The sequence below is a fragment of the Candidatus Nitrososphaera sp. 86-2 genome (assembly GCF_056726185.1).
Genome location: NZ_JBWZON010000001.1, coordinates 312,358 through 335,340, shown reverse-complemented (window position 1 = coordinate 335,340; position 22,983 = coordinate 312,358). Strand labels below are relative to the sequence as shown.

Below are 22,983 nucleotides of genomic sequence, written 5' to 3'. Positions count from 1 at the left end.
TTCGCTAGTCCAAGTGCGGTCATCGTCTAGTTTGGTCTAGGACGCTGGCCTTCCACGCGCGTTACGCGCGAAGAAAGCCCGCGACCCGGGACCCGGTTTTTCAAAAGAAAATTGGGCGGGAATTCGAATCCCGGTGACCGCACTTTTCCCTCTTCTTAAATCCTAAAGCCCGTTGTTAAAGTCCTTCGTGGCTATCGTGAGGGTCGAGTCGATCTCCGTCGTGCCGCTTGCACGCCATTTTATCGAGCCGGGGTTGTCCTTTATCTTGTTGTAGATGCTTGCAATCTTGTCGTCGTACGATAGAGTAAAGTCGTCCGGTATTGGAACGGACCCTTGCGAGAATATCGCCGGCCTGCCGTTGAGCGGGACGTCCTCGTACGACTTTGTGTGCGTGCCAAGGGACTGCCCGTCGGCGAACAACTCATAGTCTATCTTGGCAGTCGTTATCGTCACGTCTGTCGGGTTTGTTATGGTAAAGACGACGCGGACCTGCATGTTCTGCTGCGTCGGCTCTGTTATCGTCACGTTTGAGAACCGCACGTCTACCTTGTTAAAGTCCGGCGCGTTTAGCGTAAAGATGAGCGGGATCAGGATAATGGTGATGGCGACTGCGGCGATTACGCCGATGAGCACGGCTCTTCTCGGGCCTATGAGCACGGGCTATGCTCTTTATGGAGCGCATTAAAACCTTTCTTCGTACAGAGCAGCATCGATAATATAGTGCAGTGGCGTGGCTCTTTCTCATTGGCTGTTGCTGACGGCCTAGTCATGTGGGTCCACCTGATCTGCGCGTCGATATGGGTGGGAGGCTCTATCTTTATAGCGGCAGTCGCGGTGCCTGTCCTGAGGTCGCACACCAAGTCTGTCGAGGAGCTTGTCGGCCTGATGGTCAAGCTCGGCAGGCAGTTCAACAAGGTGACAGTGCCGGCGTTTGCAATCCTCATCGTGACTGGGATATACAATGCAAGGGCGTTCATTTCCCAGCCCGGCGCGCTCCTCGACTCTACCTACGGCGTCCTGCTCCTGATAAAGATAATACTGGTGCTTGCAAGCGTGGGCGCGTACGTTGTCCACGTGCGCATATTAAACGCGGAGATGGAGCGCAAGATCCTGTCGGGGAACGCCGGCGCCGTGTACGTGCAGTCAGTGCGCTCCAAGATAATCCACCTTGGAAGGATAATCGTGTTTTTGTCGTTGGCGATACTGTTGCTCGCCGCTCTGCTGAACAGCGGCGGGTTCTAGGCGCTACTGCCGCCCTCTATCGTCACCACGGAATCTTTGCCAGATTGCGCGATTTCGTACCTGCAGCCTGTCATTTGCTGTGCTACCTGCAGGTTTGTACGCAGGTGCTCTGTCACCCTAGACGTCCTGTATTTCGATATGCCCTTTGCAAGGCATAGTGGCACAACGAGCATGTCTGCAAGGAACGGGTCGACTGCGGCCCCGGCAAGCGTGCTTTCGAGGTATCTTGCGGCAGCCTCCTGCCCCACCTGCTCGGCGCGTTTTCCCACTTCGCCTATAGAGTCGCCTCCGACAAAGGGTCCGCCAAAGTCAGACGCAGAGTAGACGAGTATCGACGTGCCCGGCGAAAGCGCGGTCTCGAAAGACGCGGCATAGTTTGTGCATTTTATCCCGCTCTTTTCAAGCGCCAAGAGCGCGGACGAGATCTGCCTCTCTGCCACGTGCTTTGGAAGCTGGCTGCAGACGCTTGTTATGCGGGGCGCAACGGCCCTGCCGTTTACAAATTCTGCCGGCGCCGGCTTGTCGCACGGCTCTATTGTTGCTTTCACGATGCCTCCGCCTTTCGGGTAGTATCCCCTTTTCAGCACGTCCAGCGAGAACTTTATCCCCGCGCTTCTGTACGCCTCTGACACGACATAGCGCATATAGTCGGTCGTCGGGCTTGCCCTGACGTCGGTGCCTCCGGTTATCTCGATTTCAAGGCTGTTTCCGGACAGCGAGACTGCGGGGATTGCCGCCATCAGCGTGAGCGATATGCTCCCGGCGGTGCCAATGTCCACCCTGCGCGGGCCGCCGGCGAACCTGCCAGCAGAAGGTGAAAAGCGCACCCACTTTGCCCCGACCTGGAGGTTTTCAACGGTCGCGCCAAAAAGTTCTGCGACCACCTTTACCGCGGCAAGATGCGAAGGCCGCAGGCCGGGGTTTTCCCTCTTGGCCCGGATGCCAGTCACCTCGACGGGCGTGCCAATCACCGCAGAGAGCGAGATCGCGGTGCGCAGTATCTGGCCTCCGCCCTCGCCCTGCGACCCGTCTATCTTGATGACCGGCTCCATATACAGATGCAGGTGATTTTTCGCACCTGCTCTTATTTCTTGGTTGCCAACAACGTCCAAAAATCGGACGGCAAAAGCAGGCAAAACTCCTTTAGGATTTCGTGCCGAGCTTTTCTGATAATGGTCAGGATTTCATTCATGGTGGCGCACGAGCAGGTAAATTCAAGGGAACTGCTGAAAGACGTGGCATTGATGGAGGAAAACGGCCTTGAGCGATGCTGGTCGAGCGACCACTATATGCCGTGGTGGCACACCGGCGCGTCGGGAGGCGCGACGTGGCCGTGGCTTGGCGCGGCTCTTGCCCGCACCGACGATATACAGGTGGGCACGTCCGTCACCGCCCCGATCCTGCGCTACAACCCCGCAATAGTCGCGCAGGTGTTTGCCACGCTTGACAACATGTTTCCGGGCAGGACGTTTCTTACGGTCGGGACCGGCGAGTCGCTCAACGAGGTCCCGACAGGCAACGAGTGGCCCTCGTACCCGGAGAGGTTCGGGAGGCTGGAGGAGGCGATAAAAATAATCAAAAAGCTGTGGAACCAAGACTGGGTGGATTTTGAAGGCACGTACTACACGATAAAAAAATCAAACCTGTACACAAAGCCGGAAACAAAAATACCGCTCTACGTGGCTGCGCTTGGCAGGCGGTCGGCCGAGCTTGCAGGGGCGGAAGGCGACGGGCTTGTTACAAACGAGCTTGACCCCGTCCTGATAAAGGAGCGGCTGTTGCCCGCGTTTGAGCATGGGGCAAAGCAGGCCGGCAAGGACCCCGACTCGATGCTAAGGGCGGTGCTCATGCCTGCCTCGTACGACGAGGACAGGCAAAAGGCGCTAGAGTCCATAGGATACTGGAAGGGCGCCGCGATAAAGGCGTTCTTCGACGTCGACTATCCTGACCCCCGCGACATCGAAGAAAACGGGCAGGTGGTCGGAAACGACACGCTGGAAAAGATGATGCTCGTGATGTCAAGCGCGGAAGAAGGGATAAAGAAACTGCAAAAGTATGCAGACCTTGGCTTTACGGACATTATCCTTGTGAATTCAAGCCCGGACAGGGCCAAGCTCATCGAGCTGGCGGCAGGGCAGATAGCCCCCGCGTTGGAAGGCGTGACTACCGCCGAGGCGTAGTGAAAATGTCTTTAAATTAGCGCCCGCACAAGGGAGATGCCGTGGTCACCACCGGCCTCTTTGTCGGCAGGTTCCAGCCCTTCCACCTGGGCCACCTTGCCACTGTCAAGTTTGCGCTGAAATCCGTCGACGACCTGGTCATAGTGGTCGGCAGCGCGCAAAAGAGCCACGAGCAGAGAAACCCGTTTACCGCCGGCGAGCGCATCGCCATGATTAGGGCGGCGCTAAAGGCCGACAAGGACGTCGACATCAAAAGGATAATGACGATACCCGTCCCCGACGTCGACGTGCATTCGCTCTGGACGCGGCAGGTCGACATGCTGGTGCCAAGATACGACGTCGTGTTTGCAAACGACCCGTTCACGCTCCTCCTGTTCAGAGAGAGGGGCGTCAAGACGGTCGAGCCCCCGCTGCAGGAGCGCAGCCAGTGGATGGCGACTGAGGTGAGGCGCAGGATGGCAGAAGGCGAAAAGTGGCAGGAACTGGTTCCGGCGCCAGTCGCCAAGGCCATAAAACAAATAGACGGCGTCGAAAGGGTCAAGGCTGTGGCGCAACGCGATCACGTACATCATCGTCATCACTAAAGTATATGACTAGCTAGCGCTAAGTATATGCGAGCACTTGTTAGGCAAAGCAGGAGGAGGAGTACAGCAACAACAAAAGCCGGTCGCAGAAGAGCTCTGGTACGCGGACTTGACGAAACTGTCAAACGACGAGCTCATGCGCATGTACAACATGATAAAGGACGGCAGGTACGAGTTTGCCAAGAACGCGTGGTACATCCCAATCGGGGGCGACCAGCGCTGCCCGATAATGGTCGCAAAGGGGTTCCGCTCGCCGGACACGCTTGCCAAGATGGCCGAGTTCCAGGACACCGCAAAGACACTTGAAGGCGAGTACCGCAACTTTATCGACGCGTGGGACTTTGGCTACATCACGACCAAAGACATCGAGCAGGCAGTTCTAAAGATCCTCGAAGAGCGCAACATCGAGATTACCGAGCGCGCCCAGTGACGCAAAATCCAATGATGCCTACAGCATTTGCAGAAATCGTCCCACCCGGCCCCGTGTTAGTGGTTAACAGGCTATTATAACTGCCAAGCCCCAAATAATCTCGGTAAAAATTGAGCACTACTACAACACCAACACCAGCGACAATACAGGAAGTGGTGGACAAGTTTAACACGCTTGATGATGCGTTAAAGATAGTATTTCCAAAGGTAGATCCACGGACGGTGGTAGGATTGATAATCCGCGGGAAGACAGAAAAGAAGCCAATCTATACCCTAGAGACAGTCATCAAACCCGACCAGAACATAGATTCCATCAGGAGAGATATACTGAACGTGACAGGCATGGCACCCGGTTTTCTACCTTCAGAACACAAAGATCATTGTAACACACGCGCTGGATCTAGAACTCTTCAAGCGGATAAACGACCTTGACTATGTGGTATCAATAAAGGGCAACCCCTACAGCGCCGGCGGGTCTTCCGACTTTTGATTAAAGCAAGAGAATCTAATTATTAATATAGCCAGCAAGTGGATTCTGAAAACGTATTGTCAGGCGGCTCGTACAGAGGGGCAGGCGCGGACCTGCTGTCCAGGCACGGCGTCTCTGCCGGCGACACCATTTCGGTATCGACCGGCGATGATGGCGAGACGATGACAGGCGTCCTCATGCCGCGCTACGAGTCGGCAAGCGACAGCTACATCGTGATAAAGCTGAAAAGCGGCTACAACACAGGAATTGAAGTATCCAAGATAAAGACGATAAAAAAGATTGCAGGCCCGGCCACTGTCGAAGCGGTGACGGCGCAGCCAGCCCCACAACACAAACGGGGTGACGATACGCTTCCAAAAATCGCGCTCATCAGCACCGGCGGGACCATAGCAAGCAAGATAGACTACAGGACGGGAGGAGTCAGGGCGGCGCTGTCGGCGTCAGAGCTGTACGCATCCGTGCCAGAGCTTGCCGGCATTGCCTCCGTGGACCCCGAAGTGCTCATGAGCGAGTACAGCGAGAACCTGAACCCAAGCCACTGGACCGCGATGGCAGACAGGATTGCAGAGAAGGTCAGGTCGGGCAAGTACGACGGGATACTGGTTTCGCACGGCACCGATACGATGCACTACACCGCGGCGGCGCTCAGTTTCGCCCTGCAGGACTTGCCGATCCCAGTGGTGCTCGTAGGCGCCCAGAGGTCTTCGGACAGGCCGTCGTCTGACGCTGCATTGAACCTTATCGGAGCCGCAACTTTTGCTGCAAAGGCGCCGGTGGCAGGCGTGTTTGTGGCGATGCACGCAGGCACCTCCGATGACGCCGTCGCTGTGCACGTCGGCACCCGCGTGAGAAAGAACCACACGAGCAGGCGCGACGCGTTCGAGTCCATAGACGTGACGCCTGTTGCGCTCGTAAAGGACGGCAGGGTAGATATGCAGCAGGAGAATGGGATAGTGCTTGCACAGAGAGGCAAGCGCGAATTAAAGCTGCAGTCGTCGTTTGACAGCAGGGTGGCGCTTGTGAAATACCACCCCGGCTTTGACCCAATGATGGTCTACTGGCTGATTTCTTCGGGATGCGGGGCGATGGTGTTTGAGGGAACCGGCCTTGGCCACGTCAACAGGAACATGTTCGGGGTGCTAAAAGAAGCCGCGGAAAAGGGCGTGCACATGTTCATGACTTCGCAGTGCATCTGGGGCAGGGTCAGGATGACCGTGTACGACACGGGCCGCGACCTGCTTGGCATCGGAGTCGTCCCGCTGTCTGACATGATTTCTGAAACCGCGGTCGTCAAGGCGATGTGGGCGCTTGCCAACGCGCAAGACCCAAAAAAGACGATGCAGGAAAACCTTGCAAACGAGATTTCGTCGGCCATCCCTATCTAGCGGGCAAGGCTTAATACGTGCACGGGGCAATTTTTCATGCAGTGACAGCGGCACCGGATCCTGCGTCAATCGACATGAAGGTTGGATTTGAAATCCACCAGCAGCTTGCAACGAGGAGCAAGCTGTTCTGCAACTGCTCTTGCAGAGAGGCCGAGACGTACGGCCGGACTTTTGTGCGCAGGCTCAGGCCGACGCAGAGCGAGCTTGGCGCCTACGACCCAGCGGCAATGTTCGAGTTTTCCAAGATGCGCCTGGCAGAGTACCACGCGTCGGCAGGCACGAGCTGCCTGGTAGAGGCAGACGAGGAGCCGCCGCACGAGGTCAACCCGGAAGCGCTAGAGACTGCGCTCGTGTTTGCGCTTGCACTGCATTCCCGGGTCATGGACGAGGTCCACGTCATGCGCAAGATAGTGATAGACGGCTCCAACACCAGCGGTTTCCAGCGCACGATGCTGGTTGCTTCCGGCGGCCACCTTGATGTCGCAGGGAAAAAGGTCGGCGTGCAGAGCATCTGCCTTGAAGAGGACGCATCCAAGGTGCTCGGTGACGACAGACAGACAAGAAAGTACGGCCTTGATAGGCTGGGCGTCCCGCTTGTCGAAATCGCGCTAGAGCCGGTAACCGGCAAGCCCGACGAGATAATGCAGGTGGCACTCACGCTTGGAAGGCTGCTCCGGGCAAGCAAGAGGGTCGCCAGAGGGCTTGGCAGCATCAGGCAGGACGTCAACGTCTCCATCCTCGGGGGCGCGGTGGTCGAGGTAAAAGGCGTCCAGCAGCTTGACCAGCTGATAAAAGTGATAGAGCACGAGGCGACGAGGCAGCACGGGCTTGTCCTCATCGCTGAAAGGCTCGAAAATAAAATCTCAAAGGACGGAATAGGCGACAGGGTACAAGACGTTACAGACCTTTTGAGCAAGTCGCAGTCAAAGGTCGTCAAGAAAATCTTTGAAGGTGCAAGGCCGGTTTTCCGCGCAATCCGCGTCAGGGGCTTTGCGGGCATGATAGGGTACGAGCCGTACCCGGGCATCAGGCTTGGAAAGGAGCTGGGCGAGCTCGTGCGCTTTTACGACCTTGGAGGCGTGTTCCACTCTGACGAACTACCAAACTATGGCATTACTAAAGAGGAGGTCGAGTCTGTCAGGTCAAGGCTGGAACTTGACAGCAGCGACGCGTTTGTGATTGTCGGCGGACCGGAAGAAAAGGTGGCCTTTGCCGCCGACGCGATAACCCGCAGGCTGCAGGCCGCCCTTGCCGGCGTGCCGGCAGAGACCAGGGCCGCGACCCTAGACGGCAGGACAGTGTTCAGCAGACCTAGGCCGGGAGCGGCAAGAATGTACCCAGAGACTGACATACCCACCATCCCGGTAACTGGCAGGGCGCTCGACGCGCTCGCAGATAGAGTTCCAAGGCCGTGGGACGAGGTCGTCGATTCAATCGCCAAAAAGCACGGCCTGAACAAAAAGCTGGCAAGCCAGGTCTTTGACTCGGACTATCTGGCAATATTTGAAGAAATCGTTGCAAGCACAAAGGTGCAGCCGACGTTTGTCGCATCGAAACTGACAGAGGACGTCACCAGCCTGCAGAGGCAGGGCCTCGATCCTGCTGCGCTGACGGACCAGATAATCACAGAGGTGTTTGCAAAACTTGACGCAGGCGCAATAGCAAAAGAGTCAGTGATACTCATCTTTGAAAAGCTGATGAAAAAGGAGGCCGGCACGGTCGACGACGCGATAAAGGCGCTTGGCGTCTCCTCCATAAGCGACGACGAGCTTGCGGCCGCGCTCGACAAGGTCATAAGCGACAACGTGGCGCAGGTAAGGGAGAAGGGAATGGGCGCCCTCTCTATGCTCATGGGAAGGAGCATGGCAGTCCTTCGCGGCAAGGCCGACGGACAAAAGATAAACGCAATGCTGAAGGAAAAGCTGGAAAAGCTGGTCAATAAATGAGCCACAGGCCCAAGCCGGTCAGGGACCACTACACCGAGTCGCTTGCAGTGAATTCAGAGAACCTTGGCAGGCAGCTGTCGGCAGAGTCGGTGCCAAGTGAAGAAATCCAGAGGATACTTGGCTCCATTTCCCGGCTGTACCTGGCCGAGACTGAGAAAATAGTGCTTGAATGCGAAAAGGACATGATGGCCCTTGAAAGGGTGCCTAGCCCACTGAAATTGTTCGTGGACTCGATAGCGCAGGTCAAATCCACCGTTTCGCCGGCCGCTTCTGAACTGATGAAGAGGTACGTGTCGGCGTGGGAAGACTGGATGTAGATAGGGTTCTGCTAAGCTTGATCGAGGTAGAAAAATTAATCATGTCCGGTTTCGTAACGGAAATGAAATTTCATAGGCTCCCAAGCTTTTCTTCTTTATTCCTTCATCAAAATGATATTCGGTTTTAATATTATTCTCGATCTCTGAAAACCTGCCTTCTTGGGTTATCAACAGGAAATACATCTTGTCATTATGAACAGTGTTTCTAGCTGCTACAAATTTGCTATCTATGATATCATATACAAATTGTATAGATATCATATTATCGATTTTGCAATGAATCATATCTGCATAAGGTGCCCGGTATATGGTATAAGGAATCCATAAAATAATGTCTGCAAACTTGAGGGCGCGTGTAAAATGTTCATAGTTTTCCCTAACATTGCTTTTTTTCTGACCGCATTCAATCCCAATAGTCCAAGCATCTTTCATTTCCAATGGAGGATATGCGGCGATATCAAATTTTGTGAAACCTATGGCAAATTCTTCATAGATGTGTTCTTCAGGCACACCAAAGTATTTCTGCAATAGTACTTTGCCATATTCTTTCAGTAGTTTATGACGTTCCGACTCGCCCTTGTTCATAGGGCCGTGCAAGTATTTTTTGTACATAAAGTTGTCGGATTTTAATATCTATTTCATTTTTCACCCGTCAGTGCGTTTCTGTTTCAATTTACTAGGAAGTCCGATGGTTTCTTCATGAAGCTGCTTTCCTGTTAATTTCTTGGGTTTTGCCGGTATAACCATTTCTTCGGAGGGTTCCACGGATAGTATTTCGAATACTTCGGGCTTCGGCGGTTCCATAATTTTACTTAGTTCAAGAATCAACTGTCTCCCAATTTCAAAAGTCAACATTATCCTATTTCTTATGTCATAATCTTCAATTTCTGTTTTTGAAGGATAGGATTTATGAGAAGAGTGGTTTGCAACAGAAGCAAAAGCAGCAAACCAATGTCTCATGCTTTCGTCAACGATCTTATTATCTACAAGAATATTACCCAGCTTAGCAACACTATCTTCCCTTTCCGCCCCTCTTCCAAGCTTCTTCTTTAATACGATCTCTTGGGCTTCCTGAACAAGAGCTCGAAGATCTCTAAGAGCTTGAGAATAATCTTTTCTCTCATAACGCTGTTCAAACTTGGTGTATGCTTCAATGAAATCCGAACCGAATAATTCTTCTGATAGGGAAGGAGGATCAGGCTTTGCAAATTCATGAGAGAGCGGAAAACCGTCCGCATGATTCTTCAAAAATTCGTCGAATTGCTCACAGTCTATATCAAACCTCCTTACTTCTACTTTTTTCTTGCGACTCAACCTTTTGATGAGGCTCTCTGTTTCTTTCAGAGCTATCGACCATCCACCACTATCCATTCCTCCAAGTTCTGGAAAAAATCCCCAATAGTAGTGATATGTTGTTCCAACCAAGAAAGCATAGCTAAATGCCCTGTATCGAGAATCGATAACATGACGGAATTTATAGATCAGAATCTTGCCTTTGTGAAATTTTTCTAGGCCACCGATCAAAAGTCGGACTTCTGAGAGGCCAGGATAAGTCAATCTTGGAAGACCATATACACGTAAGGGCATTTCATTAAACAATGATTCTAGGTTTACAGGATTATGTTTCAAATTAAAATTAAAAACTGCCCAGGCGGCCCATCTTGGAAGTGATGGTTGATGAACACGCATATAGTCGATGTTTTCAGATAAGAAGAACGGAGAGGCATTCTTGTCATAACATATTTCCATTGATGCATCCATTGTGCCGCTTAGAAGATCGCGACCCTTTGCCTCTGTCTTGACATCGAAAACGAATCTCGTGGTCTTATTGCTCCCTTCCGCAATGTATGTAATGCCAACGTGTTCAGTTTCAAATCTAGTAAGTTTAATCCGACGCGGGTTTATACCGAGGTCTTCGCACACTTGCCTCGTAGCATCTAAAAATTCTTCATAAAGAGCGCCGCTAGTCACAGAACGATGTGATAAAGAGTAGGTAAAAGATTTTTCCGTTATGTCATGACTTGGATGAGGGACACAATTAGCGTATCATAAAAATTTACCCATAGTTCTGATTTTATCTGATATAATTATAATTATTTACGAACTTGAAGAGTAGCCAGAAACGTCCTTTATATTGGCACAAACCATAGGCTCTTGCAGTGGCAGAAACAGGGCGGTTTGCAGACGAAAAGGCAGATTTCAACCCGCGCACGTGGCTGACGAGGTTCCGCAGGAACTCTATCGGCTATCTTTTCAAGATGCTCTTGTTCTACCACGGGATAGGAGTCGGCCTGCTTGTCGCCGGGACGCTGATACTGGAGCAGGTCATACCCGGCTACCAAGAGCCTGACATCCCCCGCTCGCTCATCGGAGTCCTTGCTGCTGGCCCCCTGGAAGAGACGGTGTTTTTCGGAGTGCCGTTCTATGTGTTCAACAGCTCGCAAGCAGTGATTGTCACAGGCGCCATGTGGGCGGTCTTGCACATATTCAACACGCCAAACATCGAGCTTGCAAGCCTTGCTTTTGGCAACTGGCTGTTTGTAATTCCGTCGCTCTTTTTCAGCCTGAGGACGTGGGCAAGCGGCAAGGGCTGGTTCTCCGTCGTGGTCCATTCTGCGTGGAACGGCGTGTTTTTTGCTGCGGGGTGCTGGGGCGGGGACATCAACTGCACAACGCTGGAACCCGACATGGCCACGAACCTGCTCATGGCAGGGCTTTCCGCCGCGCTCTTGGCCGGCACGTACGTGTTGTACAGGTGGCGCAAGAAAAGAGAATCTAGCCGAATTCAATAAATATGCGGCGCCAAGTGTTAAAGCAAAATGAGCCAGCCTGAAACCGTCAGCGTTTCCGTCACCGTGGGCGACGTCAAGGTGCAATTCTCTGGCACCGCGGACTCGGTGATGGCCTCCGTGTTCAACTTTCTCTCAAAGCAGGTGCCGTCCATGGACCTTGCCAAGAGGATCTCGCTTAACTACGAGGCGACCGAGCTGATAGGCAGGTACGCTCACCTCGTGAAAATAACGCCGGAGGGGCCCCGCGTGATACCCGACGCAGACGCAAGGCTGTCTGACAAGGACATGGTTGCGCTCCAGCTTGTCTCCGCAAGAATTGCAAAGGACACTGGCAAGGCGCAGGACGACGCCATGCAGGTGTCTGAAATCCAGTCGGCGACGGCTCTGAACCCAAAATCCATCAGCTCTAGGATATCAGAAATGGTCAAAGCTGGACACGTGGCGCGTGACGAAAAAGAGCCGGGCAAGTACAGGATAACCACAGCAGGCATCCACTGGCTCAACTCGATAGTGGAAAAGAAGGTCAGCCGTTCGTAGCAACAACGTTGCCTGCCGGCCTCTTCTGTATGTAGCGGTAGTTGCGCATCGTGCCGTTTCTTGTCATGATGTTTTCCCGCACCATGTCGGTAAGCGAGTGCGACACGGCTGTCCGGTCATAGTTGTAGCCCCGCCTTGACAGCTCCTCGTGCACGTCGCCAAGCGACCTGTCGCTTGCGAAGTACCCCTCAACCCACAGCGTCTGGAGGAGGCTCCGGCAGGTCATGCCGCCCTTTGCGGCGGTCTTGTCATTAGAAACAACAGAAGGGTGCACGTCTACAACAGACCGGGACTTTAGCGCCTCAACTTCGCGGCGCAATTCGTCAATCTGGCCCCGGACTGCCGGGTCAACTATCTTGGCCGAGTCGAGGCTTGACAGGACGGTCTCGACTACCTGCTTGACCTTGCTCTCAAGGCATGTGATTTCAACCTCCCACTCGCCGTGTTTCAGCTTTATCTTGACCTCGTCCGGCTGGCGGGCCGCCTCGCTCACAGTCAATCCGTTTGCAGAGCTATTGATAAACCTGTTGCTGGCCATATTGTTCATGTTGCGCAATATTAATATAATTGTGCCCGCATTTATTGTTGAGCAACATGGCCACGCAATTAAATCCGCCTGCAAGCATCAGCCTCGGCGACTTTGGAATCATGGAGTCAGTTAGCAAGTGCCTCACGCCCAAGCTGGACGAGTTGAGAGGGAAAAAGATCCTCTTTAGTTCTGACGACAAGACTCTCGTGCCCGCCGAAGGGTGGGGCGCAAGGCCGTCCAGCTATTGCGCAACAACAATAACCACGTTCCGGCCCATCCGCGAGAGCACGATGGTGGCCGCCATCGATTCGAGCAGCATCAAGCTGGCCGAGACGGAAGAAGGCGCGCTGTACGCGATAAAGTGCGGCGTTGCGATGGCCTATGGCGGGGCGGCGCTGATGCACTTTAAACTTGGCCCGATGCTGTTCTACCTGAGCGAGAGCACGGTGTTTGACTCGGAGCTGGACGACAGGCTGGCGAGGTTAGTGCTTGCCGACAGCGACGTCGCCCGGCGCCTCGTGCGAGTCAGGGCCGAGCGGGCGATACAGCACGAGTTGTCGTCCCACCTGCGCAACTCTATAATCCTCGTGGACGGGTCGCTTCGCACCTCGGTGTTCGAGGACCGGAACCGCAGCATGGCAAAAATCGCGGAAAACTGCGTGCTCCACAAGAACCTCATCGCAGGCATCAGCAAGAACACGAAACTAAAGGTGCTGGAAAGGGCGGCGGCTCCCCTTGCAAAGGTGCCCGGGCCGGCGTACATCGAAGTAGACGTCATCATAAAGAGCCTGGTACGGGGCTCGATAGGGAACAACCTGATGGCAAAACTGGACAAGAGCACGCCCGTCCTGAGGGTCGACGTGGTGGGCGACAAAAACCAGGCGCTCGGCAGGCTGCTTGGCAACGACCCTGTCGCGTGCGGGTATCCAGAGACTCTCAGGCTTGCGCACCACATCTCTACCTTTACAAACACGGAGGTGACGTGCCTGCGCAGCCACGTGCTCAACAGCTATGACGTGACTGAGCTAGCGGCCGACGACATCAGGCACACGCTTCTGGGGTCGATAATGGTATGAAGATCCTTTCAAAGAACGGCAACGAATTGTTGCTGCTTGCGATGAAGGACGACAGCGCGGCAAAGGGCGACTATTTGCTCATCGAGGACAGAGGCAGGAGCATGGTGGTGCAGGTGTATGACGAGGAATATTTGTCGTCGCAGGCGCTCGTCGAGGACATTGTCAAGGAGGAGGTCGTGAACGCGACAAGTGCGGAAAACCTGCACGACCCGCTCAACATCGGCTCGCTCTCGCGCTTGGTCAGAGACGCAAGGATATTCAAGGCCAAGATAAGGGCCGCAGTCTCTGACGGCAGGCTGGCAAGCGACGTGACGTGGCTTCCTTCAAGGGTAGAGTCGCGAATCCGCAGGCTAAAGGCAAAAGAGCTCGACGCGCTCTTGGGCAGGACGGGCGTCTACCCCATACCGCTTGGGCGCGCTGGCGACAACGAGGATTTCGAGATATTCGCAGAAGACCTCGACGGCAAGCTGACGATAATAACAGGCAAGAAAGAGTCGGGCAAGTCGCACCTGTCAAAACTGCTCGTAAAGACGCTCGTGCAGCACGGCGCGTTTGTGGTGGTGTTTGACCTAAACAACGAGTACAGCGGCCTGCGGTGGAATCGCGACGGCACTCCCTCTCAGGTGCACGACAGGGTGATGGTGCTGGAGCCGGGAAAGGGATTGCAGTTTTCGCTCGACTATTGCGGAAAAGCCGCGGTGGCAGGGATGCTAAAAAACGCGCTCGACATTCCGGCCGCTTCGATGCGCGAGTTTTTCAGGATTTGGGACTGGATGGAGAACAAGCGTACGCTCGGCATAGAGGCGATAGGGAACGCGATTAACACTTGGAACATCAACGAGCTTGTGCGCGACGCGCTTGTTTCAAGGTATCACTCTATCCAGCAGTCGCGACTGTTTACCGACAACGGATCGGGCTTTCGCTTCGAGGAGGCCATGAAGGCAGGGGGCGCGGCTATGGTGATAAACATGGGCGAGTCATCGGGGACCACGCGCAGAATGACAGTCGAACTCGTGCTGAGCAAAATAGTCGACCTGCTTGAGAGAAAGGCGATACCGCCGATTTTCCTCTTTGCAGAGGAGGCTCATTTGTACATCCGGGAGACGTACTGGGAGGACCTCATCACGCGCATGAGGCACTTTGGGGTGTACACGACATTTGTCACGAACCAGCCCGACGCCATAAACGACGGGATATACAGGCAGGTGGACAACATTTTCCTGTTCAATTTCACCAACGACTCTGACCTGGACAAGATAGCCAAGGTGTCCCTTGCAGACAGCGACACGATACGGTCCATCGTCAGGACGCTGCCTCAGAGGCAGTGCCTTGCCATCGGCAAGGCGGTGTGCGACCTACCGGTGGTAGTCAAGGTGGCCGCTGCCGAGGTGCTTGCCCTCGGCGAGACAAAAAGGTTCTTCAAGAAAAGGGTCGGCTAGACCATGCTGGACTGGCTGCGCTTTTTAGAGCCAATATCGACTGCCTCGCCCACATTTGAGACGAATATCTTGCCGTCGCCGGCAGAGCCTGTGCTTGCGGCGTCGAGTATCGCCTTGATGACCTTGTCGACATCCCCGTCGTCTACGACGGTAATGACGTTAGCTCTAGCGGAAAATTCTGCGGTGTGCGAAGAGGTGCCCCTGCCGCCTGCCACCTTTGGCTTTTCACCCTTGCCCCTTCCCTTTGCGTCAAGAATCGTAGAGCCGCCCACCCCCGCCTTCTTGAGCGCGTCGTTCACGGCGCTGACCTTTTCGCTGGCGATAATTGCCTCTATACGCTTCATGGCTCGTTCTAAAGGAGGTTACAATATAAGGTTTTCAAACAATTATTCATGGCAAGTTCAAAATTACCTGCAAGCGCGTATGCAGTGCAAATATCATAAAATCTACAAAAATAATATAACATATCAATCAACTGTGTTTTGATTTTGTTGCAAAGATGCTACAGCAGGCTCTCTTGCGATTAATCAGCAGCCGTTCCGGCGAGCCCAGTCCTGGCTTGCGAACTCGCTCGTGCCGCACTGCCTTTTGTCTATCTGGACAAGCTTGTTGTCAAGCAGCTCCTGATTGAGGTTGTGTGACGAGCAGTACACCTCTCCAACGAGGTTCTTGCCATTTATCTTCTTGGAATTGTCTTGGTCTACTAACACCGTGCTTCCAAAGCACAGGTTTTGCGTGTACGAGACGGCCTTGTCGTAGTTCTTGTCGCTCTTTGCAGGCGCCTTTGTAAGCGAGAGGTCTACCTTGTAGGTGTCCTTGCCCACCTGGACATAGAGTGTATCAGGGTCGGCTACCCTCACACCTATTCCCTCGAAACACGCGCCCGAGCACTTCATGTTCTCAACTGGCTCCCCGGTGTTCCCAGAGGAAGAAGCGGAGACCAGCGAAGTGGTTGCAGCCGCGTTATTGGCCCCCTTTGTTTGCTCCTTGAACCTCCACTCGGCCCCGCCGTCTGGCACGCGCTGCCACGTCCGCGAGTCGCCGCTACGGTCCACAAGCGTTGGAGTCCTGTCCACCACCTTGCCAGAGCCGTCAACCAGAGAGACTGATTCGGCGCTGTTGTAGAGCTTTTCTCCGCTTATCTCAAGGACGTAGAACTGGCCGGCGCCTACCACGGTCTCTGGAGGGATTGCTATCGTGGCTGGCCTGAACGACGTTTTTATCTTGAAACCATCTATAGAAATGTCGCCCGAGGTTGGGTTGTACAGCTCTATCCACTCGCCTCTGCTGTCGCTGCCCTTGGGGTTAGATTCTACCTCGTTTATCACGACGCCTGCGGTCTGGGCATGTGCGCTGGCGACAAGGCCGATGCTGCCAACCCCACTGACAGCCACAAGGACAGCCAACAACAGCGCAAAGAAGCCGGATTTACTGGTGGACATTTAGGTCTGCGTGCTACCCTTTTCCACTCCATGCGCTATATTAACACTTATGAATACAGTCTCTATGTCCGGGAAAGTTTTCTATTTGCATAGGCGCGCTTTAGCCTGCTCAGGCCAAACGCGAGGAGCGCCACGGCGGCTATTGCTATCACCGCCTGGACTGCCGAGACGACTATCCTCGGGCTCTCTTTCATGACGACATCGAGAGGAGCAACGGCGAGCACGAGAAACGCCGAGACTGCCAGCACCATGACCCACATTGCCACTATAAAGAGTTCCAGATTCATGTGCGTGTGTGCTACCTCATCACCACAAAGTAGTACTGGAGCGCGATCGTTGCAAAGGCAAGGAGCGCCGAGAACGTCGAGAGCCAGAATATCTTTTTTGCTATGTCTTTTTCAGAGAGCGGGCCGTCTGCTAGGATGAGGCGCACGAGAGTGGCCGGAGCCGCCCTGTCAGAGGATGCGGCAAGCCTATAGTCGTCAAGGAGCGTCACCGGCCTGGCCTTTACCTGCCGGTGCTCCACTATGCGCTTGACGCTGGAGAGGAAGAGAAACGAGTTGACTACCGCCGGCAAGAGCGCGACCACGCCTATTATCTCGGCCTTGCCGGCTATGGCCAGCGCGCCGTACATGGCGCCGAGGAGAAGCGTACCAGAGTCGCCGGGGAATATCCTGCTGGGGTACTTGTGGAATTTAAAGAACGCAAGCGACGCAAAGAGCAGCGGGAGCCCCGCAAGGAACACGTCGGTGCTGCCGAAAATCGCAATCGCCGCAAGCAAAGGCACGGTGGCTATTGCGACAAAGCCGCTTGCCACGCCGTTCAGGACGTCGATAGAGTTGACGGTGTTGCCGGCAATCGGAATTATGACGAGTATCAGCGGGATGTAGAGCAGCGGTATGAACGCTTTACCAAAGACGAGGTTCAGGCTGTTTGCGTGCACTCCAAGGACAATTATGGGCACGGCGGCTACAATGAGCGCCGCCGGCTTGAACCAGCCGGGCATAACCTTCTTGTCGTCGATATAGCCCACGGCAAACGCTATCGCAGTCGCGGCAAGGATTGCAAGGACCGCATAGTTCATCGTGACTGCAAAGAGCACGAGCTCTGCCGCGGCAATGCCTGCCATCAGCACCGGCCCGGCAGGGCGGGGCACGGGAGGCTTGCCGGGCTTGTGGTAGTCCTGCACCACCTTGCCCTTTGCAACAAGCGACCTTATCGCAAGAGGCATCAGGAAATAGATTGAAAGGAACGATATTGCAGACACTATTGCGGCGTACGCAAGCACCTCGTAACCGGAAACGGCAATCACTGTGCATTTCTCCTTGCAAGCTGTGCCTTTATCTTTTCGGCCACGGCCGGCCCTATCTTTGGTATGGAAGCCAGCTTTGCCTGCGGCGCCTTGGCCACCTTTGGCACGTCAGTCAGTCCGGCGCCATAGAGCGCCCTTGCGCGCACCCGGCCTACCCCTTCGAGGGCTACAAGCGGAATGAGCTCCTCCTTTATGCCGTAGCGTATGCGGGTACGGAGCGCGTACAGCTCTGACAGCACGTCCTCGCGCCCTAGGAGCTTGGCCACCTCGTAGAGCGAATACGCAAGCCACTCGCCGGTCTCGACCATCCTGTGCATGTCGCCCGGCTCGACTCCCATCCTGTCGCCAAGCGACCTGTCGGCGGCCTCCTCCACCCACTCGGCAAGCGCCCAGAAACTTCTTGAACAGTCGTACTCGCTCACGTCGTACAAAAGCTCGTCGCGCCTTTCCTGCAAGAGCAGGCTCAACTCCTCCGGATCTTTTTTGCGCAACGAAAGCTTTGGGTAAAAGTCTGGGCTCTGCGTGACAAGGTGCAAAAAGCCGAGCAGGTGCTTGCACCTGCCCTTTTCCACTTTGTTCAGCGCACTGCGGAAATCTACAGCGGTCTGCGGGTCTATGTACAAAAGCGACGTGCGCTTGCCAAACTCGGTTGCGATATAGCGCTCGTTTCTTGCCTTGACGAGCTCTTCAGATTCCAGGTACTCTAGCGCCGACTCTACCTTGAACTGGACAGTGGCGCTCCTGTACTGCCGGGCAAATAGCGTGCTTGCAAACACTTCCATTATCTCTGGTTTTTTCATTCCCGGGACGGACGCTATCGTAGAGAGGAGGTGGAACCTTATCGCCCTGTCGCCGGCCAGCTGCGACCGGAGAGGCTCTGGCGTGCCCAGGACATAATGATCGTATATTTCCTCGCCGCTTGCCGTTGTTGATTCAGAAACTATGATGGCCTCGCCGGCAGTATCGTACTTGGGCCTGCCGGCTCTGCCGCACAATTGCTTGTACTCCATGACGCTTATCGGCACGTTTCCGCCGTACTCGGCGTCGTAGCGCAGGATGCTTGCCACGACGACGCGGCGCGCAGGCAGGTTCACGCCTGCTGCAAGCGTTGGCGTAGCCGTCAATAATTTCACGACACCGCTCTTGAACGACTCCTCCACTATCCTGCGGCTGGAAGGCGCAAGGCCGGCGTGGTGGAACGCGACCCCCTTTCCTACGAGTTGTGCCAAAGTCCGCGTGAGCTCGGCATCGTCGCCCCTGTCGAGGAGTTCTGCCGCCGCTTTTGCGGCAAGCTCTTTACCATCCTTGTCGAGGCGCTTGTACACGCCCTCTGCGGCCTTTGCCGCAAGCGATGACGCCCTCTTTCTTGTTTCTGCAAATATCAGCGCCTGCCCGCCGTTGTCAAGCGCGTCGATTGCAAGGTCGACTGACGCAGACGCGCCGCCAGCCTGCACCCGGAAGGTCCGGCCGTCTCCCATGCGCACGCTACCATACTCATAGACGCCCTCGACGAGCTTTGTCGGGCGCCAGCGGCTTTCCACCAGCGCGCAAGAGAGCCAGTCGGATATTTCGTCCGCGTTTGACACGGTTGCGGAAAGCGCGACTATTTGCGCGTCAGGATACATCTTGCGTATCCGGGTAAGCATCATTTCAAGCGTAGGACCGCGCTCCCTGTCGCCGATGAGGTGGACCTCGTCTGTCACGAACAGCCCCACCTCGCCAAGCCACTCTACGCCGTGGCGAAAGAGCGTGTCCATCTTTTCGTTTGTGAGCACGATTACGTCTGCAAAGGCAAGCTCTTTGCCGGATGAATCATAGTCGCTTGTTGCCACCATGACCTTTGGCTGCCTGCCAAGGCCGAGGTCAATCCCTTCAAGGGCCTTCAGGTCGGACGCCTTTTCGCTTGCAAGGGCCCGCAGGGGCGTCAGATAGACAGCCTTTTTGCCCTTCTTTAGCGCAGTTGCAATTGCCATCATCGCCACGAGCGTCTTGCCGCTTGCAGTCGGCGTCGTGACAAGCACGCTCTTTCCGTCGAGTATGCCTGCGGCCACCGCCTTTTCCTGCGGAGGGTACAGCGATTCGTAGCCAAGGCTTGCCAGGATGGCCTTTACTGTGTCAGGCATTGTCTGCATATGTGTATGTGGCTTGTTATCGTGCCGTGTTTTATTTTAAGTGTCGCAGTTCCAGAGAGAGCCACTTTATGTAATTTCGCTCTGTCCTGCGCACGTCAATTATTGCCTGCTCGCACAGTGCCTTTGCCTGCGCCCTGTTGCGCAGCCAGCGTTCCCGGTGCCAGTGACGGAGAAGGTAGTACGGCTGCTCGTCCAGCATTTCGGCAGGCAGGCGGGCGACAGCCCAGATATCGCAGGCTTTTTCACCGTGCGGCACGCCGTTTTCTCCCTGCAAAAGGTGCGTCAGCTCGTGCGCAATGGTCAGGCGCCCGACGTTTGGCTGCAGTGAAATTTGCTTTGGTGTGGTCCAGCCCCGTGCCGTGCCCAAAAGCCGCGTCCCCCTGCGGATATAGCCGCACTTTATTTCATCGTCTTTCAGCTCGGGAAACAAGGAATAGACATGCAGCACTCGCTCCTGAAACTCGCCGGAAAATTTTGCAGCCGCCACCCGGGTGAACCTGAGCAAGCCTAGGCTTTGGCCCAGAACCCGGGCCTTCTTTCGTATATCCTGCCTTCGCGGTTGAACTTGCTTATCTGCGTCCTTGCCTCCTCGTCTGTGAACCTGCCTGTTTTCACGAGCTCTGCCACGAGGTTCTTATCCTCGACCTCGTTGTTGTCAGGGCCGGAAATCCCGTTGAATACCTCCATGAACAGTTTCTGCTTTGACACCTCGCTCTGCGGCTTGCCGTACAGGACGCCGACGTCCATCTTGCCGGTGTTGACGTCAACGCCGGCGGTCTTTAGCATCTGATCGACGAGGTAAATCGCCCTCTTGGCGTCGTCGGCTTCCACGTGGTCCTTGAGCAGAATCCTTGCGCGGGCAGTAGCGAGCCTCACCAGACCCTCCAGCTGCCTCGGGGTGACTGTAATCATGCCCTCCGACTCGGCCTTTCTCATGTCCATGTAATAGCTCCTTATGATGTCAATTGCCTCCGACGTCAGGACAGGCTCGCGGCCCTTGGCGTACGTCAGGTACTTGGAAAACAGGTCTATTTCGATTGCAGGCTTGGCCGCGTGCGCTACGTCCTTGTGGATTTCGAGGATGTGGCTTGCAATCAGGTTGTCCTTGTCCTTTTCAGGGATGTCCCTGACTATGAATATCAGGTCGAATCTGGTCAGTAATGGCACGGGCAGGTTCACGTTTTCCGTGATGTTCTTGTACGGGTCGTACTTGCCGTACATCGGGTTTGCCGCTGAAAGTATCGACGTCCTTGCGTTCAATGTCGCCACAATGCCACCCTTTGCGACCGAGCAGGTCTGCTGCTCCATGACCTCGTGGAGCGCCGAGCGGTCCTCCGGCTTTATCTTGTCAAACTCGTCTATGCAAACGAGACCCTGGTCGCCCAGAACCACGGCTCCTGCTTCGAGCATCATGATTCCGGACTTGTCGCGGATGACTGCGGCGGTAAGTCCTGCGGCTGTAGAGCCCCTGCCGGATGTGTACAAGCCTCTGGGCGCGATTTTTGCCGCAAATTTCAGCATCTCGGATTTCGCAGTACCGGGGTCTCCCACGAGGAGCACGTTGATGTCGCCCCTGCGGGTGGAACCGTCCTCAAGTTTCTTGGTGACAGAGCCTACAATCAATAACAGAATGGATTCCTTGATTACCTCCTGCCCGTAGATGTGAGGCGCAAAAGACGCGACCAGTTTTTCATAGGCGTCCGGCTTGCTCCCTATCGCCTGTATCTGGCGCTCGTCCTCGGTGCTTATCGCAATTCTCTCGACCGTGCGGGTGTCCTTGCTCCCCGCCCTGCCTCCCAGGTACTCTATGTTGTTCCCCTCCATTCGCAGGCGGAAGAGGCTCGTCTTTGCCTGCGGCGCCAGCTGCTCCTGCTCGATGCGTATGATGCCTGTCAGCATTATCCTGTCGCCGGGCCTGCACTGGTCCACTAGGTCGCCCATCACGGTGACTTCTACGTAATGAGGCAACTGCCCCGCCGGCAGGTCTTCAGGCAGTTCTTGCAGGCGCACCATCTGGAAATCGATGAATATGCTGTTTTCAGGGTCCATGTCGAGCTCTTTTTCGCCGCACGCGGAGCATTTTGAAGGCTTTTTCAGCACGAGCCCCTTCAGCGTCGCTTCGGTGACTGCGCCGCAGTTTGTGCACTTGTATGCCACCTTTTTTGCAAGAGGCTTGACCTCCGACGAGCGCACCACCATTCCGGACACGCTGACCAGCTTGTCGATAAGGTCGGCGTTTATGTCCCGCAGCCCTTTCTGGACGGTATAGTTGCCTATCCTGACCTTTATCCTGTCGTGGATCTCTTGCTCATAGTCGTGGTGTATCTCGCGCAGGATTGCAAGCGCGGCCTCGTTGAACGCCTCCAGCATCTCGTCCGGCTTGTGTGTCAGCTGCTTTGCAAGGTCTGGACTATACGAGTCAAAGTCTATGTAATCTACAACGAGCGACTGGACGCCGGACGCCATCATGTTGTTGATGCGGTCGAAATAGCGGTAGTTGCCTTCCCTGTCCTTGAACGCCTGCAGGAACTCTTTCAGGTTGTCCGCAAGGGCCGCCGATGTTGTTTGTTGTTGCTCAGCCAAACTTTTTCAAAACACCCCTCTTGAATTTCATCGACGCCTCGTGTATCGTGCGATACAGCTCTTTTTCCTCTGCGGCAAGCCTGCCTTCCAGCTCTGCCGACAGCGGAGACGCGGCTGCAAGTTTCACAATCTTTTCCAGCCGCGACGCGACAAACGTGTTTAATGATACTGCCAAATTTTCGCGCTCGCGCTCCCTCAGCGTGTCGAGATGGTCGTTTACCCGCACGTAAAAGTCGACGTCTATCCCTGACAGGTCGTGCGGCCTTGCGATGCGCTCCCGGTTCAGAGTCCTTGAAATGTAGCCGGCGTTGTCGTTTGACTGGATCTCGATTGCGCCCTGCTCTGAAAGTATCTTGGCGACCCAGCGCGGGAGCGTGGACATGTCGCCTTCTTTGGCATCGACTGCGACTGCGCCGACTGCCAACTTGACGTCCCGCTTGTAGGAAATCCTGACATCCTCGTTCATGTAGCCGACATGATAGGCGTCCTGTATAGCTTCAATGCTGCTGTCTGGAGGCGAGTCGGCCATTGTCAGCAAATTGTACAAGCTAGTGTTCAGTTATATCTT

25 protein-coding genes and 1 tRNA gene are annotated in these 22,983 nt (G+C 54.9%); 13 read left to right on the top strand and 13 right to left on the bottom strand.

From position 1 onward, the window contains the following. Positions 1-15 precede the first annotated feature (15 nt). Positions 16-142 (top strand) — tRNA-Gly (locus tag ACYOR7_RS02035). A gap of 20 nt (positions 143-162) precedes the next feature. Here the strand turns inward: ACYOR7_RS02035 and ACYOR7_RS02030 are convergent. Beyond that, a complete protein-coding gene (locus ACYOR7_RS02030; protein ID WP_294803933.1) occupies positions 163-657 on the bottom strand; it encodes a hypothetical protein in 495 nt (164 codons plus the stop codon). An 87-nt stretch (positions 658-744) separates the two neighbouring features. Between ACYOR7_RS02030 and ACYOR7_RS02025 the strand changes: the two genes are divergently transcribed. Then, positions 745-1,242, top strand: a complete 498-nt coding sequence (locus ACYOR7_RS02025; protein ID WP_294803936.1) for a CopD family protein — start codon at positions 745-747, stop codon at positions 1,240-1,242. Here ACYOR7_RS02025 and rtcA read toward each other — a convergent pair. Then, the gene (gene rtcA / locus ACYOR7_RS02020) at positions 1,239-2,294 is read right to left on the bottom strand and encodes an RNA 3'-terminal phosphate cyclase (protein WP_294803939.1); all 1,056 of its coding nucleotides are present in this window, start codon (positions 2,292-2,294) and stop codon (positions 1,239-1,241) included. The two genes, ACYOR7_RS02025 and rtcA, sit on opposite strands and share 4 nt — an antisense overlap. A gap of 120 nt (positions 2,295-2,414) precedes the next feature. Here rtcA and ACYOR7_RS02015 point away from each other — a divergent pair, with 120 nt between their 5' ends. The 7 genes from ACYOR7_RS02015 (at position 2,415) to ACYOR7_RS01985 (ending at position 8,573) form a co-directional block, all read left to right on the top strand. Then, on the top strand, positions 2,415-3,422 hold the full coding sequence (locus ACYOR7_RS02015) for a TIGR03557 family F420-dependent LLM class oxidoreductase (protein ID WP_479912985.1): 1,008 nt from the start codon (positions 2,415-2,417) through the stop codon (positions 3,420-3,422). 41 nt (positions 3,423-3,463) lie between these two features. Then, positions 3,464-4,006 carry a nicotinamide-nucleotide adenylyltransferase gene (locus tag ACYOR7_RS02010; RefSeq protein ID WP_294803944.1) on the top strand — a complete coding sequence of 181 codons (543 nt, stop codon included), beginning with the start codon at positions 3,464-3,466 and terminating at the stop codon, positions 4,004-4,006. Positions 4,007-4,043: 37 nt separating this feature from the next. Further along, the gene (locus ACYOR7_RS02005; protein WP_294803947.1) at positions 4,044-4,436 is read left to right on the top strand and encodes a hypothetical protein; all 393 of its coding nucleotides are present in this window, start codon (positions 4,044-4,046) and stop codon (positions 4,434-4,436) included. A gap of 110 nt (positions 4,437-4,546) precedes the next feature. Next, positions 4,547-4,867, top strand: coding sequence for a hypothetical protein (locus tag ACYOR7_RS02000; protein ID WP_479912984.1), 321 nt, complete (start codon positions 4,547-4,549; stop codon positions 4,865-4,867). A gap of 96 nt (positions 4,868-4,963) precedes the next feature. Further along, on the top strand, positions 4,964-6,310 hold the full coding sequence (gene gatD / locus ACYOR7_RS01995) for a Glu-tRNA(Gln) amidotransferase subunit GatD (protein ID WP_294803952.1): 1,347 nt from the start codon (positions 4,964-4,966) through the stop codon (positions 6,308-6,310). 41 nt (positions 6,311-6,351) lie between these two features. Then, positions 6,352-8,256, top strand: a complete 1,905-nt coding sequence (gene gatE / locus ACYOR7_RS01990) for a Glu-tRNA(Gln) amidotransferase subunit GatE (protein WP_294803955.1) — start codon at positions 6,352-6,354, stop codon at positions 8,254-8,256. Then, entirely contained in the window at positions 8,253-8,573 is a 321-nt protein-coding gene (locus ACYOR7_RS01985) for a hypothetical protein (protein ID WP_294803958.1), read from the top strand. The genes gatE and ACYOR7_RS01985 overlap by 4 nt, the downstream gene beginning before the upstream one ends. A 39-nt stretch (positions 8,574-8,612) precedes the next feature. On the opposite strand, the gene ACYOR7_RS01980 is transcribed toward ACYOR7_RS01985, so the two are convergent. Continuing rightward, positions 8,613-9,158: a hypothetical protein gene (locus ACYOR7_RS01980; protein WP_479912983.1), complete on the bottom strand. Its 546-nt coding sequence runs from the start codon at positions 9,156-9,158 to the stop codon at positions 8,613-8,615. A 60-nt stretch (positions 9,159-9,218) separates the two neighbouring features. Further along, positions 9,219-10,544 (bottom strand): hypothetical protein, encoded by a 1,326-nt coding sequence (locus tag ACYOR7_RS01975; protein ID WP_479912982.1) that lies wholly within the window; start codon positions 10,542-10,544, stop codon positions 9,219-9,221. Between the two features lie 188 nt (positions 10,545-10,732). Here ACYOR7_RS01975 and ACYOR7_RS01970 point away from each other — a divergent pair, with 188 nt between their 5' ends. Both ACYOR7_RS01970 and ACYOR7_RS01965 read left to right on the top strand, forming a co-directional pair. Then, positions 10,733-11,365, top strand: a complete 633-nt coding sequence (locus ACYOR7_RS01970) for a CPBP family intramembrane glutamic endopeptidase (protein ID WP_294803968.1) — start codon at positions 10,733-10,735, stop codon at positions 11,363-11,365. A gap of 27 nt (positions 11,366-11,392) precedes the next feature. Beyond that, entirely contained in the window at positions 11,393-11,902 is a 510-nt protein-coding gene (locus ACYOR7_RS01965; RefSeq protein ID WP_294803971.1) for a hypothetical protein, read from the top strand. On the opposite strand, the gene ACYOR7_RS01960 is transcribed toward ACYOR7_RS01965, so the two are convergent. Then, positions 11,889-12,440: a hypothetical protein gene (locus tag ACYOR7_RS01960; protein WP_479912981.1), complete on the bottom strand. Its 552-nt coding sequence runs from the start codon at positions 12,438-12,440 to the stop codon at positions 11,889-11,891. The genes ACYOR7_RS01965 and ACYOR7_RS01960 overlap by 14 nt on opposite strands. A 56-nt stretch (positions 12,441-12,496) precedes the next feature. On the opposite strand from ACYOR7_RS01960, the gene ACYOR7_RS01955 reads away from it, so the two are divergent. Both ACYOR7_RS01955 and ACYOR7_RS01950 read left to right on the top strand, forming a co-directional pair. Further along, complete coding sequence (locus ACYOR7_RS01955; protein WP_294803977.1) at positions 12,497-13,507, top strand: DNA double-strand break repair nuclease NurA; 1,011 nt, start codon at positions 12,497-12,499, stop codon at positions 13,505-13,507. After that, the gene (locus ACYOR7_RS01950) at positions 13,504-14,946 is read left to right on the top strand and encodes an ATP-binding protein (protein WP_294803979.1); all 1,443 of its coding nucleotides are present in this window, start codon (positions 13,504-13,506) and stop codon (positions 14,944-14,946) included. Before ACYOR7_RS01955 ends, ACYOR7_RS01950 begins: the two co-directional genes overlap by 4 nt. Here the strand turns inward: ACYOR7_RS01950 and ACYOR7_RS01945 are convergent. The 8 genes from ACYOR7_RS01945 to gins23 form a co-directional block, all read right to left on the bottom strand. After that, complete coding sequence (locus tag ACYOR7_RS01945) at positions 14,943-15,290, bottom strand: P-II family nitrogen regulator (protein ID WP_294803982.1); 348 nt, start codon at positions 15,288-15,290, stop codon at positions 14,943-14,945. The two genes, ACYOR7_RS01950 and ACYOR7_RS01945, sit on opposite strands and share 4 nt — an antisense overlap. Before the next feature lie 183 nt (positions 15,291-15,473). Continuing rightward, positions 15,474-16,388: a lamin tail domain-containing protein gene (locus tag ACYOR7_RS01940; RefSeq protein WP_479912980.1), complete on the bottom strand. Its 915-nt coding sequence runs from the start codon at positions 16,386-16,388 to the stop codon at positions 15,474-15,476. A 62-nt stretch (positions 16,389-16,450) separates the two neighbouring features. Next, positions 16,451-16,675, bottom strand: coding sequence for a hypothetical protein (locus ACYOR7_RS01935; protein WP_294803987.1), 225 nt, complete (start codon positions 16,673-16,675; stop codon positions 16,451-16,453). An 11-nt stretch (positions 16,676-16,686) separates the two neighbouring features. After that, entirely contained in the window at positions 16,687-17,700 is a 1,014-nt protein-coding gene (locus ACYOR7_RS01930; RefSeq protein WP_294803988.1) for an MraY family glycosyltransferase, read from the bottom strand. Continuing rightward, positions 17,697-19,832 (bottom strand): DEAD/DEAH box helicase, encoded by a 2,136-nt coding sequence (locus ACYOR7_RS01925; RefSeq protein ID WP_479912979.1) that lies wholly within the window; start codon positions 19,830-19,832, stop codon positions 17,697-17,699. Before ACYOR7_RS01925 ends, ACYOR7_RS01930 begins: the two co-directional genes overlap by 4 nt. 31 nt (positions 19,833-19,863) lie before the next feature. After that, a complete protein-coding gene (locus ACYOR7_RS01920; protein WP_479912978.1) occupies positions 19,864-20,337 on the bottom strand; it encodes a hypothetical protein in 474 nt (157 codons plus the stop codon). 2 nt (positions 20,338-20,339) lie between these two features. Continuing rightward, a complete protein-coding gene (locus ACYOR7_RS01915; RefSeq protein WP_294803997.1) occupies positions 20,340-22,415 on the bottom strand; it encodes a minichromosome maintenance protein MCM in 2,076 nt (691 codons plus the stop codon). Then, entirely contained in the window at positions 22,408-22,944 is a 537-nt protein-coding gene (gene gins23 / locus ACYOR7_RS01910; protein WP_294804042.1) for a DNA replication protein Gins23, read from the bottom strand. The genes ACYOR7_RS01915 and gins23 overlap by 8 nt, the downstream gene beginning before the upstream one ends. Positions 22,945-22,983 lie beyond the last annotated feature (39 nt).